Annotated in this window: 14 protein-coding genes; 5 read left to right on the top strand and 9 right to left on the bottom strand. The window is 54.6% G+C overall.

Translation table 11 applies throughout. The annotated features are described in order from the left end of the window. Positions 1 to 37: 37 nt before the first annotated feature. From alsE to AB1E37_RS12200, 4 genes are read right to left on the bottom strand one after another with little or no spacing between them, the layout of a single operon-like run. Positions 38 to 718, bottom strand: a complete 681-nt coding sequence (gene alsE / locus AB1E37_RS12215) for a D-allulose 6-phosphate 3-epimerase (RefSeq protein WP_004179925.1) — start codon at positions 716 to 718, stop codon at positions 38 to 40. Positions 719 to 738: 20 nt separating this feature from the next. After that, on the bottom strand, positions 739 to 2001 hold the full coding sequence (locus tag AB1E37_RS12210; RefSeq protein ID WP_004176135.1) for a PTS ascorbate transporter subunit IIC: 1263 nt from the start codon (positions 1999 to 2001) through the stop codon (positions 739 to 741). Between the two features lie 30 nt (positions 2002 to 2031). Beyond that, positions 2032 to 2298, bottom strand: a complete 267-nt coding sequence (locus tag AB1E37_RS12205; protein ID WP_004176134.1) for a PTS sugar transporter subunit IIB — start codon at positions 2296 to 2298, stop codon at positions 2032 to 2034. Positions 2299 to 2324: 26 nt separating this feature from the next. After that, on the bottom strand, positions 2325 to 2747 hold the full coding sequence (locus tag AB1E37_RS12200) for a PTS sugar transporter subunit IIA (protein ID WP_117116809.1): 423 nt from the start codon (positions 2745 to 2747) through the stop codon (positions 2325 to 2327). 217 nt (positions 2748 to 2964) lie between these two features. Here AB1E37_RS12200 and AB1E37_RS12195 point away from each other — a divergent pair, with 217 nt between their 5' ends. Next, positions 2965 to 4017, top strand: a complete 1053-nt coding sequence (locus tag AB1E37_RS12195; RefSeq protein WP_004151868.1) for a LacI family DNA-binding transcriptional regulator — start codon at positions 2965 to 2967, stop codon at positions 4015 to 4017. A gap of 110 nt (positions 4018 to 4127) precedes the next feature. Here AB1E37_RS12195 and AB1E37_RS12190 read toward each other — a convergent pair whose 3' ends face one another. Continuing rightward, complete coding sequence (locus AB1E37_RS12190; RefSeq protein ID WP_020805169.1) at positions 4128 to 4346, bottom strand: hypothetical protein; 219 nt, start codon at positions 4344 to 4346, stop codon at positions 4128 to 4130. A gap of 216 nt (positions 4347 to 4562) precedes the next feature. On the opposite strand from AB1E37_RS12190, the gene oxlT reads away from it, so the two are divergent. Beyond that, positions 4563 to 5861 (top strand): oxalate/formate MFS antiporter, encoded by a 1299-nt coding sequence (oxlT, locus tag AB1E37_RS12185; RefSeq protein ID WP_075201678.1) that lies wholly within the window; start codon positions 4563 to 4565, stop codon positions 5859 to 5861. 37 nt (positions 5862 to 5898) lie between these two features. Here the strand turns inward: oxlT and AB1E37_RS12180 are convergent, their stop codons facing one another. Continuing rightward, positions 5899 to 6477 carry a GNAT family N-acetyltransferase gene (locus AB1E37_RS12180; protein ID WP_014907574.1) on the bottom strand — a complete coding sequence of 193 codons (579 nt, stop codon included), beginning with the start codon at positions 6475 to 6477 and terminating at the stop codon, positions 5899 to 5901. A gap of 70 nt (positions 6478 to 6547) precedes the next feature. Then, positions 6548 to 6736: a hypothetical protein gene (locus AB1E37_RS12175; RefSeq protein WP_004148407.1), complete on the bottom strand. Its 189-nt coding sequence runs from the start codon at positions 6734 to 6736 to the stop codon at positions 6548 to 6550. Positions 6737 to 7058: 322 nt separating this feature from the next. On the opposite strand from AB1E37_RS12175, the gene AB1E37_RS12170 reads away from it, so the two are divergent. After that, a complete protein-coding gene (locus tag AB1E37_RS12170; protein WP_004199932.1) occupies positions 7059 to 7637 on the top strand; it encodes a TetR/AcrR family transcriptional regulator in 579 nt (192 codons plus the stop codon). Here the strand turns inward: AB1E37_RS12170 and AB1E37_RS12165 are convergent. Further along, the gene (locus tag AB1E37_RS12165; RefSeq protein WP_004148409.1) at positions 7613 to 8713 is read right to left on the bottom strand and encodes an iron-containing redox enzyme family protein; all 1101 of its coding nucleotides are present in this window, start codon (positions 8711 to 8713) and stop codon (positions 7613 to 7615) included. The two genes, AB1E37_RS12170 and AB1E37_RS12165, sit on opposite strands and share 25 nt — an antisense overlap. 201 nt (positions 8714 to 8914) lie before the next feature. Here AB1E37_RS12165 and AB1E37_RS12160 point away from each other — a divergent pair, with 201 nt between their 5' ends. Continuing rightward, positions 8915 to 9841 carry a DMT family transporter gene (locus AB1E37_RS12160; RefSeq protein ID WP_032447569.1) on the top strand — a complete coding sequence of 309 codons (927 nt, stop codon included), beginning with the start codon at positions 8915 to 8917 and terminating at the stop codon, positions 9839 to 9841. Here AB1E37_RS12160 and AB1E37_RS12155 read toward each other — a convergent pair. Beyond that, positions 9838 to 11070 carry an MFS transporter gene (locus tag AB1E37_RS12155; RefSeq protein ID WP_004148411.1) on the bottom strand — a complete coding sequence of 411 codons (1233 nt, stop codon included), beginning with the start codon at positions 11068 to 11070 and terminating at the stop codon, positions 9838 to 9840. The genes AB1E37_RS12160 and AB1E37_RS12155 overlap by 4 nt on opposite strands. A 275-nt stretch (positions 11071 to 11345) precedes the next feature. On the opposite strand from AB1E37_RS12155, the gene AB1E37_RS12150 reads away from it, so the two are divergent. Beyond that, the gene (locus tag AB1E37_RS12150; RefSeq protein ID WP_020805167.1) at positions 11346 to 12953 is read left to right on the top strand and encodes an FAD-NAD(P)-binding protein; all 1608 of its coding nucleotides are present in this window, start codon (positions 11346 to 11348) and stop codon (positions 12951 to 12953) included. Positions 12954 to 13004 lie beyond the last annotated feature (51 nt).

Below are 13004 nucleotides of genomic sequence, written 5' to 3'. Positions count from 1 at the left end.
TTCAAATACACACTGTGGTTCGAAGAGAAATAACCCGTTATGCAGCGACAGTTTCCCGCTGGAAGATCTCGATCATTCTGTCCCACGCCTGGCTGACATCCTCATGGAGCGAAAACAGACCCGATGTGCCGACGATAAAGACATCTACCCCGGATTCAGCAATCTGACCGAAGGTTTTCTCATTGCAAGAGCCATCAATTTCCGTCAGATAGTGATAACCATTATTTTTGCGCATGTTGATGAGCTTTCTAATCTTGTTCAGCGACTCAGGAATAAACTTTTGTCCGGCATAGCCAGGGTCAACCGACATGACCGTCACTTTATCCAGCAGATGCGCATATTCGGCAATGCTTTCTGCCGGTGTCGCCGGGTTCAGCACCACCCCGCACTTTTTGCCCGCATCCTTGATCTGATTCAGCAGGCGGAATATTTTGTTATTCGCCGTCTCGGGATGAAAGCTGATGATATCGGCGCCGGCCTCGAGACACATGGGAATGATATCTTCCGGATGATTCACCATCAGATGAACATCAATGGGCACAGTAGTAATTTTTTTCAGATTCTCAATAAAAAAGGGAGACAGTGTGATATTGCGGACGTAATTGCCATCCATTATATCAACATGGTAAAAATCCGCTTTTTTATTCATTGCCGTGATCTGCTCTTTGAACTGCGTTAAATCCATGCACATCAGTGACGGTGAAAATTTAGCGCTCATAAACCACCTCCGATAAATAGTTAGTTAAACATTGCGATGATATGACCCAGCACGATGCCGACAACGCCAAAGTCTGCGTCTCCAAAGGTTGTGGAGCCCAGTCCCATATCCCCCATCATGGGCAAGAGAATGGCAGGCAGGAACGAAATGAGCAGACCGTGAGCAAAAGCCCCTACCACCGCCCCGCGACGTCCGCCGGTAATGTTGCCGTAAACCCCCGCTGTGGCCCCGCAGAAAAAGTGGGGAACCAGGCCCGGGACGATGACGCTCAAGCCGAACAGCGGGCAGAGGAACATACTGACCAGTCCTGCGACAAAGCTTGCGAGGAAGCCGACGATGACGGCATTCGGAGCGAAGGGAAACACCGTCGGACAGTCCAGCGCCGGCTTCGCGTCTTTAACCAGTTTGTCCGCAATCCCTTTAAACGCCGGGACGATCTCGGCAATCACCATCCGAACCCCGGCGAGGATGATATAAACTCCTGCAGCAAACGTGAGGGACTGAATAATGGCGAAGATAATAAAGTTCTGACCAGCGCTCAGGGTCTCCTCGACAAAGGATTTGCCCGCAACGAGCACCAGCACCAGAAACAGAATCATCATGGTGAGAGAGATGGCCACCGATGAGTCGCGAAGGAAATTGAGCGACTTAGGTACTTTGATCTCTTCAATCGAGGGACTACCTTTACCAATAATTTTGCCCACCAGCGCGGACAGCAGGTAGCCAATAGATCCAAAATGCCCGAGCGCCAGATCGTCGGTGTTGGTTATTTTACGGGTAAACGGCTGCAAGATAGCCGGGGAGATGACCATCATCGCACCGAGAATAACCGCCCCGATGGCCACCACCCATCCCCCTGACAAGCCCCCTACAGACAGGATAACCGCCAGCATCGCAGCCATATAAAGCGTATGATGTCCGGTCAGAAAGATGTACTTTAATGGCGTTAGACGCGCCAGGGCGATATTGATCAGCATGCCCAATACCATAATGGTGGCGGTTTCCGTGCCGTAATTCTTCTGCGCCAGAGCGGCCATGGCATCAGTGTTGGGCACCACGCCCTGAATATGGAAAGAATGCTCAAATAACTGGCTAAAGATGGTTAACGTATAGGCTATAATACCGGCGCCGGCGGTCAATATGACAAAACCCATGATGGTTTTCAGCGTGCCTGAAATAACGTCTGAAATTCCTTTTTTTTGCAACAGCAGACCGATCAGTGAAAATAAACCAACCAGTATCGCCGGTGTTCCTAGCACATCATAAATAAGAAAATGAAGCATGTTAAACTCCACGAATCAGATAGCCGTTGCTTAAATGTTTTCTGCTAAAATTTCTTTAATTTTATTGTTATCAAGTAAATTACTTAATCCAACGACCTTTGCAGAGTGACTGCTAAGATGTTCTGCAATGTCTTTGGCGCTGAGAATAAGATCGGCAGTTTCGCTTTTTGCCGACGTCAGATCGGTATGTGCGACTTCAGCTTCTTTATTCATTTCGGCAAGGATCTTTTTGACATTCATTTCAACGATGAAGCTGCTGCCTAAACCATTACCGCACACGATAAGCACTTTTTTCATTCTGTTTTCCTTCAGTCAATAACGGCCTAAATCGCCTTGCTATCATCGGCATTTAACAATCGGTGTAACTTTTGCTGATCGCTAAAGATTTCAGCCAGTTCACCAATCATCGTGATATGTTCATTTCCGGAACGAGCGCATAGTATGATTACCACGTATACCGGATCGTTCTCTGTCGAGCCGAACGACACCCCTTCTTTAATATGAAGAAGCGATAATCCATTTCTTAATACCCCCTGTTCAGGACGGGCATGAGGCATCGCCAAGCCGGGAGCTAATACGTAATAGGGCCCAAGTTCTTTATGGCTTTGCAAAATCGCCTCAATATACGACCCGGCTATATACCCTTGCATCAGCAAGGGTTCTGCTGCAAGTCGAACAGCATTTTCCCAGCTATCTATTGAGTTAATGACTTTAATTTTATCCGGGGTTAACCAGTCTCTGATCATATGCTCTCCCGAGGGGGGCTATGTGTTGCACTATAAACAGCTAAATAAAATGCAACTGTGATACACCTCCCAAAGTTAGCGCTAACAAAGAAAAGTGTTAAAAAGTGCGTTACCGCTAACACTGGCTATAATGTGCTTTCCCCCTCGCTGTGGTAAGTTATAATGCGATTCGCAGATATACTTTCGTTATATTTTATTTTTCAAACGGTTGGTGATTTTGGTGAAGAGTTTAGACGCGGACGGTAGCCCGAAAGAAAAACGACGTAAAGGAACGGGTAAGATAACCCTGACCGAGGTGGCTGAGTTTGTCGGTGTGAGCGCCATGACCGTCTCGCGAGCGCTGAGAATGCCTGAAAAAGTGAATCCTGAGCTTCGCGATCGCATCGATGCGGCCGTCAGTCAACTCGGCTATGTCCCTAATCTGCAGGCACGTAATCTGGCGTCGGTCCATTCCGATCTTATTCTCGCCGTCGTTCCCACCTTCTCTTCGCCGGGTTTTTTGCCGGTCTCTGAAGCGCTGCAAAAAGTGCTGACCGAACGCGGATATACCATGATGTTTATGGAATCCGGGCATGACGGTCAAAGTGAACAAAAGACGTTTGAAAAAATGCTCGCCTATAACCCGGCGGCCATTATTCAGTTCAATATCGATACCATTGAGAGCTGCACCCAGTTGCTGGCCAACGTGGATGTTCCTATTCTGGAAATTGGCGCGCTAAATACCCACCCTGTGGGTATGTGCATCGGCGTGGATTACGGTAAGGCCGTAAAACAGATCGTGACTCATCTGGCCGACGCCTCATTAAAAAACATCGCACTGCTCTGTACCCCGGCTAATAACACAATGTTTCGCCAGTTGCTGAGCGGATGGAATACGGCGATGCTCGCTCTGAACCGCTCCCCGCACCGGGTGGTAACCACGCATTTGCCATCTACCATCGCCACAGGCGTCAATATATTCAAGGATATGATGATTACCTGGGGCGATCTGGATGCGTTAATTTGCACGTCGGATGAAATGGCCTGTGGATGTATGATGGCCTGCCACAGTGCCGGCATTAAGGTGCCCAATACCGTAGCCATTGCGAGTTTAGGCGGAGGAGTGTTATCGACAGTCTGTTCCCCTGCCCTGACAACCGTTGAGTTTCCCTGGCATGACATTGGGGTGAAAGCCGGTAAAGCTCTTCTCGAACTGCTTAACGATAAGCCTGGTGAAAAGTTCATTGAAATTCCGTCAGTGCTCAAAGTCCGGGCCAGTACCGCGGCATGAGTTTAATATAGGGCGATAAGGCTTCCCCTATCTAGTATCTGTGTGTGGTAGCCAGGGTTTCTACCAGGAAGAATGTCTCTCTGCGAGAGTCCATACAATAAATGCCCAGCTCATAAAGCAAAAAATAGTCGGGACAGTAGCGTTTTTTCGCTACTAAGCGGGTAAACCGCCAGCCTCATTTCCCGTTTATCTTGCCAGCCGCCCCAGGCGGTGATTTCGTAGCCTCGACCCGCCTGGGCGGCTTTGCACTGAAGTCCGTCTAGCGCCAGTCCAGGATATACGATGTCTCCTACGCCAGTTAGCAGGTAAAGCGCACCGCGATAATTCATTTGCACCGCCCTGGTGCCGCACATTCACCATGCCGCCCCCCGTCAGACATGCCCTCATTACATTAACCAGTTGAATATAAAAAATTATTTTATATGGCACGATTAATGCTCTTCGCTTGTATACCGCAATGTGGACAAGAACGTATGCCATATGGCCACAACAGGTCGCCAGTCTGCGGTCGCAACCTTCCCCTTTCTGTGAGGCATCCAGGGTGGATGCGTTTCACGGAAGCCTGCTTACTGAAAACGGAGAACAACATGACGACACTCAGCGAACCGTTGGTTACCCCGAAATATGGCAAGTGGCGCCAGCTGGTGCTGGGCCTGATCTGTATGGCCGCCATCTCCAGTCCGCAATATGTCTGGACGCTGTTGACAAAACCCCTGGCCGCCAAACTTGGCGTCGGTCTGCCAGAATTGCAGGTCACCTTCTCGCTGCTGATCATCCTGCAGACCTTCTTTTCCCCTTTTCAGGGGCGGTTAGTGGAAAAATTTGGCCCACGGCGGCTGATCGCTATTGGCACAGTGATGGCGGGAATGAGCTGGGTGCTTTCCGCGCAGGTGAATGGCCTGGCAACGCTCTGGCTGGTTTATGGCTGCATGGGCGGCCTCGGGACCGGGATCGTCTACATCGGCGTTGTCGGCCTGATGGTCAAATGGTTCCCACAGCAGCGGGGATTTGCCGCCGGCGCGGTGGCGGCGGGCTACGGGATGGGGGCCATCATAACCACCTTCCCCATCTCCCTGTCGCTGACCACTAACGGCCTTGAACACACGATGACGACTTTCGGGATCCTTTTCGCCCTCGTCGGCTTCCTCGCCAGTCAGGGGCTGAAGCTGCCGCCCCTTGCTGTCTCCCAGCCCGTCAGTCAGACGGTGGTGCAGAGCAGCAGATCGTTTACTTCCCGGGAAATGCTGCGCCAGCCGCTGTTCTGGCTGATGTTCGCCATGATGGCGATGATGTCGACTTCCGGGCTGATGGTCACTTCGCAGATGGCGGTGTTCGCCGAGGATTTCGGCATTAGCCAGGCGGTGGTGTTTGGCATGGCGGCGCTGCCGCTGGCGTTAACGATAGACCGCTTTACCAACGGCTTAACCCGGCCGCTGTTTGGGTTTATTTCCGACCGCTTCGGCCGCGAGCAAACCATGTTTATCGCCTTTGCGCTGGAGGGGGTAGCGATGATGCTCTGGCTGGCGTGCCGGGAAGATCCGCTGCTGTTTGTCCTGCTCTCCGGGGTGGTGTTCTTTGGCTGGGGGGAGATCTTCTCGCTCTTCCCGTCGACGCTCACCGATACGTTCGGCAGCGAGCATGCCGCCAGCAACTATGGCTGGCTGTATATTTCGCAGGGCATCGGGTCAATCTTTGGCGGTCCGCTGGCGGCACTGCTCTATCAGCACACTCACGGCTGGCATGTGGTCTTCAGCTGCGCGATTGGCCTTGATTTTGTCACCGCCGCCCTCGCGCTGTGGGTGCTAAAACCGTGGCGCGCGCGCTTTATCCGCCAGCATAGCTAATCGTCCGCCGGGCAGAAGTGACGGCTCGCCCGTCACTTCACTGATATTCGCTACGCAACAGCGCGTACAGGTACTCATCGCCCCACTCGCCTTTAAAAAAGATATTCTGCCGGTAATGCGCCTCGCGACGAAAGCCCAGCCCTTCCAGGAGTTTGATCGCGCCGGTATTGCGGGTGTCTACCACCGCTGTCAGCCGGTGGTGGGCTAACTGTTCAAAGAGTAAGGCCATCACCGCCCGCATGGCTTCCCGGGCATACCCCTGATGCTGATACGCAGGGGAAAAGGTCATCCCCAGCTCGGCTTGTCTGCCGTGATCTAAGAAGTGGATCCCCACATCTCCCGCCAGCGCACCGTTGGCCTGAATCTCTACGGCAAGCTGGAACCAGCTCTCATCCTCAGCAAAGGCCTGCGAACGCTGTTGTTCATAGAAGGCTGTCGCCTCTGTCATGCCGTAGTGGGTCCAGCTCTGAAAGCGGGCCACCTCCGGCAGATTGCGATAATGGCTGAAAGACGGCAGATCTTCCGTTCTGAACCGGCGCAGCAGCAGCCGGGGCGTGGTCAGGGGTAATTTCATCTCTTCTCTTCTTCTCAATGAGACGGGCAATGGCGGGGCCATCTTAACCTGCGCAGCCTCAACCCAGCCATCGCACTTCCTTGTCAATTTAATATAAAGTTAAATTTCGATATTAAAATTTCACAAACCGATAAAACATTACAATAACAAATACGAAAAACAGGGGAACAAGCCAGAGAGGCGTCTCTGGAAAAAAGAGCCCTTGCGCCACGGCGAAGAGGATGGTCAGTACAGCTGGGCCATAAGATGAAATTAACGACCTGAATATTCTTCGCAGCAATCTTTTAATAAGATTCATCATAGTTATCGGATCATCCTGGTAATGATGTCTGTAATACCCTCATTCGATGCCTGTCCTGCTGTAACCGTCTCAGACTTCAGAAAGTACATCATTCACAGCTTATGTGTATAAAGGTCCGAATAATACGCCGGTTCAGAAACATAAGGACATGACTTGTGTATGTCTACGCAATCTTGTTTTTATTGAGGGAACCGACGCCGCATAAACCGCGGCTGATTTACTTTTTGCCCGTCTGGCGGCAAGATCCGGCATAATGCACCGCTGTCGCAGGACGGCCGTGTCACCGGCAATCGTGACAGCGAACCATTCGACAGGAAAACGCATGAAGCCAAAACAAGCGGACATTCTCCGCCACGCCAGCACGCTGTTTAATCGCGAAGGATATCAGTCGCCCAGCATCGAGCGGATTGCTGAACATGCTGGCATCTCCAAAATGACCTTCTACCGCTATTACGCCGATAAAGAGGCGCTCATTCTGGCTATCCTCAAGCAGAAAGAGAGCGAATTTATGCAGGATTTGGCGCAGATCACCGCGGATAAAGCCAGCGCGCGGGAAAAGCTGTTCGCCGTGTTCGACTACTACCATCGCTGGTTTACCTGCGAAACGTTCCACGGCTGCATGTTTACTCGCGCGCTGTTTGAATATGGCGCGTCATCGCCGGCGATCCGGGAGCAATGCTCCCGATTTAAGTCGCTCCTCTGGCAGTTCTTCCGCGATATCCTCCTGCAGGTGTTAAAACCGGAACCTGCCGAGCGGGTGGCCATGATGATGGTGATGCTCATCGATGGCGCCATCGCCGCCCAGCAGGCCGAGTCCGCCGAATGCCGGGAGATCCCGCCAGGGGTGACCGCCTGGAGCGCGGCCAAAGCGCTTATTTACTCAGAAGGCGGTACGCTGTGAGATGATAAGCTGCCGCCCAGCGACTGCAGGGCCGCCAGCAGACCATCATAGTAATCGTTGCAGGTTTGCAGACGCAGCGCGGCGCCAAAGAAGACCTCCTCCATCGCCGCCGGATGTTTTTTGCCAATCGGCACAATCACATTGTTCAGCCAGCCATCCGCATGACCGATGTCGACCGTGATATGTTCGGCATAGTAATGCACGTCGCGCTCGGAAAGCCCAATCCGCCGACAGCCCGCCACCAGTTTTTCATACTGCGGCGGGTCGAGCAGCTCGGTCATCGCCATGACCCCCAGCGATTTGTAATAATGCTGACGGTTTACGCCGCCCAGCATAAAGGCGTTATACCCGGCCAGCCCCTGCCACTCGTACAAATGGGCAAAATGATTGTCCGGCAAAGCGATATTCCGCCGCTTCAGTAAATCCTTGTACAAATTGACGTGGGTGATCTCAGTGCTGCCCTGGCCTATCTCATCCCACAGATTTTGCGCAATCTCAGCGCGGGTTTCCGGCAGCGAGCCCACCAGCCCCATCGCCACCAGATCGAAGAAAAGCAGATTGAGGGCGCTGTCGCTTTTGAAGAAATAGTCGATTTGCGCCGCAGAGGCCTCGCTGGCAAGGAAATCGAACAGCGGATGATGAGACGCCGGGTGCTGCTGGCATAAGGCGCGCAGTTCGTCGACGATATTGCCGGCGTTAAGCATTGGTCTCTGGTGGTGGAAGCGTTTGCTTTCCGCCCGCAGCCACTCAGACTCGATGTAATTTCTGATCCCGGAAAGCAGCGGATGAAACTGATTGGCAGCCGCTGGCGAGAGCGGGTCGGCAAGCCAGGACTGATAGAGAATGAACAGCGCGTGGTGCGCACGCTTTTTGGCCTGTGGATCGTCAGCGGAGAAGGCGCGGATGCAGGTATTCTCAGTGAGATGCCAGGCTCTGTCGGCCACCAGCGGGTTGGCCGTCAGCTTCAGCGACAGCGCGTTGCTGTGCAGAAGCTGGTCAATTAACTCATCCAGCGCCAGCCTGGCCATCACCGCGGTCTGGTCGCTTCCAATCACCCCATTATCTGTGTTACGCATGATTTATCCCTGTGAAATACATGGCTACTATACGGTATAGTACCGTCCATAATGCGGCAACGTAAATTTCACACGTGCCTTCAATTTACTGATTATCAAAGAATTTAAATGAATACAATAAAAACCACTAAAATATTATTGATATTATAAAAACAATAACATTACCATTCAGTACAGTGACAAACGACACAAGGAACCATCATGCCTTATCTGTTACTGACGCTGGCGGCTCTGTTCTGGGGCGGGAATTATGTTGTCGGGCACGTGCTGGTGCAGGGCGTGGATCCGATCCTGATGACCGAAGCGCGCTGGGCGCTGACGGCGCTGCTGCTGGGCCTGCTCTACCGACGGCAAATCGCCGGCAGTCGCCACCTGCTGCGGGCAAACGCGCCAGCGGTGGTGGTGCTAACCCTCTGCGGCCAGGTCAGTTTCCCGCTCACGCTCTATATTGGCCTGCAAACCACCTCCGCGCTCAACGCCGCCATCTATATGTCCGCCACGCCGAGCATGGTACTGTTGATTAACCGACTATTTTTCCGCGATCCGGTATCAGGGCGTAACTGGCTCGGAGTGGCTTTTAGCACCCTCGGCGTGATGATCCTCTTATTTCAGGGAAATCCGCTGCACGCCGCCTCTCTGCACACCTTTGCCATCGGCGACCTGTGGGCGATGGGGTCGGCGCTGAGCTGGGCGCTCTACTGTTCGCTGTTACGTCTGAAGGACCGCCGAATCCCGGCGAATGGCTTTGTCGCCGTCAGCTCGCTGCTCGGCGCCCTGATCCTGGTGCCAATCGTCATCTTCTGGCTGATGCGCCACCCGGCGCAGGACTGGGCAGCCTGGCGCGAGCCGTTTTACCTCAGCGGCCTGGCGTATCTGGTAATTTTCCCGTCATGGCTGGCCTATCTGTTCTGGAACAAAGGTATCGCCAGCATTGGCGCTACGCGGGGCGAAATTTATACCCACATCATCCCCCTCTCCGGCGGGGTGTTGAGTATCCTCTTCCTGCACACCCAGCTGCAGGCCTGGCACCTGTTCAGCGCGCTGTTTATCATGCTGGGGATTGTCATTTGCTCCCTGGAAAAACGCCAGGCGACCGGGCGCCTGACCACGCCCGGTCACAAAAGTTAACGGCTGGTGGAGAGCGGCTGGTGATGTCCCGCTCCTGCGGATTGGATCACCCGGCCTTCGCGACCAAAAAAGGTCAGGACGGTAATGACAATCGCCACCGTCCCGGCCACCAGGGCCATTGCCAGGCCGTAGTTATGCCCATGATGCTGGGCGATTGATGCCTGCAGCGTGGCGTTCACCGAAGCCAGCAGATTGCCCAGCTGATAGACGAAGCCGGGCAGCACCGCCCGGGTGTTGGCCGGCACCAGTTCGTTGAGCCAGGTAGGGATCACCCCCCAGGCGCCTTGCACCATAAATTGCATCAGAAATGCCCCAGCCCCCAGCGCCAGCGAGCCGCTGGCGAAGGCCCACAGCGGGATAACCGGCAGCGCCAGCAGAGCGGCAATCATAATCGCTTTGCGCCGGCCAATTTTCTCCGACAGCGAACCGAAGAACACTCCACCAATGATCGAGGCGATGTTATAGCAGACCGCGATGATGCTGACCGTTTTAGGCTCGAAGCCGTGCTGAACTTTCAAAAAGACCGGGTAAAGATCCTGCGTCCCGTGGGAGAAGAAGTTGAAAGCCGCCATCAGCACCACCAGGTACAGGCACAGCTTCCAGTGGCTACGCAGTACCGGCAGCAGGGCCGTACTCTCTTTATTCTGCCTGGCCGCCTGCCAAACCGGAGACTCCTCGACGCAGAAATAGATAAACGGCAGCAGCAGCACCGGCGCGGCGCCAATGACAAACATCCCGCGCCAGCCGAGTTGTTCAAACAGCAGCCCATAGGCGACGGCCGCCAGCAAATAGCCGAAGGGGTATCCCGCCTGGAACAGGCCGGACATCAGGCCGCGCGAGCGGTCGGGGATCGTCTCCATCGCCAGCGAAGAGGCCACGCCCCAGATCCCGCCCATCGCCACGCCGTACAGCACCCGCAGCAGGAAAAACAGCATCAACGACGGCGCGGCGGCGGAGAGCAGCTCAAAAGCCGAGAAGAACACAATGTTGAGCATCAGGATTGGTTTGCGACCAAACTTCTCCGCCGCCCTGCCGAAAATTAGCGCGCCGACGGGCCGCACGGCCAAAGTCAGCAGAATCGCCAGGGTGACCTCCTCAAGGTCGACATGAAACGAGTGGGCGATATCGCTCAGTAAAAAAACTAACAGGAAAAAGTCGAAAGCATCGAGCGTCCAGCTTAAAAAACTGGCTATCGCCGCATTACGCTGTCGTGAGGTCCAGCCGTGCATCTTGTCATCCCTATCCCGACGGCATTGCCGGGAGTGTGCGCGGCGTCCAGCAGAGCGAGCTGGGGTCACCGCCTGTGTAAATTGTTTGTATAGAAAGTTGCTCTTTTGTTAATTACACCCCTTTTACGACAATCGGCAAGTTTATTAGCATGCTAATTTGTTTCAAATTGCGTGTTCCCCTCACCGGTTCGGTAATTTTCGACCAGAATTAAAACCAGGTTCGCTTAAGCGAAGCGTCATCAATGCCGCATCTGCCCACAGGAAGGGAGAGAATCATGAAGAGAATTGCCATCGTCGGCGTGGGGCCGACGGGGATTTACACCTTTTATGAACTGGTGAAGCGCGGTGAGCCGCTGGCCATCACTCTGTTTGAAAAAGAGGCGCAGGCCGGGGTGGGTATGCCCTACAGTGACGATAATACCGCGGCGCAAATGCTGGCCAATATTGCCAGCATTGAGATCCCCCCCATCGACCTGACCTACCTGCAATGGCTGCAGCAGCAAAGCGATGACTGGCTGGCGGCGCGCGGGCTTGAACGGCACGCCCTGCATGAGCGCCAGTTTCTGCCGCGGGTGATCCTCGGCGAATACTATCGCGACCGTTTTCTGTACCTCGTTGAGCGGGCCCGGGACGTCGGCTTTGTGATTAGCGTTTGTGAATCCTGTGAAGTCACGGATATTGCGGTTCAGCCCACCGGGATCGCCATCCACACCGATAGTGCAGCAGACCCGGTAATTGTCGACCTGGTGGCGATTGCCACCGGCCATCTGTGGCCTGAAGAAGAGCGCGCCAGCCGACAGTACTTCCCCAGCCCGTGGACCGGCCTGATGGAGGCCCGCATTGCCCCCTGTCGGGTGGGGATCCTTGGGACTTCATTAAGCGCGATTGATGCCGCCGTGGCGGTAGTGGCCCGCCACGGCGTTTTCCATACCGAGGACGACAAAACGACCCATTTTTCCCTCCATCCAGGCAGCGAAGCGCTGGAGATCACCCTGATGTCACGCCACGGCGTGCTGCCGGAGGCCGATTTTTACTGCCCGATCCCGTGGGAGCCGCTGGAGATTGCCACTCCCGCCGCCCTCGAAGCGGCCATTGCGGAGGGTAGCGACGCTCTGTTAGATCGGATTTTTGAGCTGATCGTTAAAGAGCTGGAATATGCTGCCCCCGGCTGGAGCGAGGCGATCGGGCTTCGTCAGCTGACGCCTGACAGTATCGCCGACGCCTGGTTTGCCGACCGCCTCACCCATGACCCCTTTCAGTGGGCGCAGCGCAATCTGCAGGAGGTGGAGCGCAATAAGCGCGAACACCACACGGTGCCCTGGCGCTATGCCATTCTGCGCCTGCATGAGGCGATTGAAACCGTGGTGCCGCAGTTCAACGACGCGGACAGCCGTCGCTTCCGCCAGGGCCTCGCTCGGGTATTTATCGATAACTACGCCGCCATTCCGCCGGAGTCCATACGTCGGCTGCTGGCCTTGCACCGGGCTGGCATTCTGCGGATCCTGACGCTGGGCGAAGATTATGAGCTGCAGCGGGAGCCTGACCGGACGCTGATTGTTCATCATCGTCAGCGCTGCGAATTCGATGTCTTTATCGATGCCCGCGGACAAAAAGCGCTGAAAACCCGGGATCTGCCCTTCCCTTCACTGCGCCAGCAGCTGCTGGCCTGCGGCGACGACATTCCGGACGTCGGTGATGACTACACGCTGCAGGCGCCGGAGACAGTGCGCGGCCGGGTCGCCTTCGGCGCCCTTCCCTGGCTGATGCACGATCGCCCCTTTGTGCAGGGGCTGACGGCCAGCGCCGAGATTGGCAGCGCAATGGCCCGCGCCGTGTCGCAGCAGGCCGCCGGCCGACGGCGCCGTCTCTGGTATATCGAATAGCGGAGCGCTTAAGCGCAATATCTGAATACTGGGGGGGTGAACAGGCGTGCT

The organism is Klebsiella sp. Shm-1 (assembly GCF_040804525.1).
Classification (GTDB): Bacteria; Pseudomonadota; Gammaproteobacteria; order Enterobacterales; family Enterobacteriaceae; genus Klebsiella; species Klebsiella pneumoniae.
The sequence above is the reverse complement of the archived record's forward strand: the minus strand, read 5'-3'. Positions and strand labels throughout refer to the sequence as shown.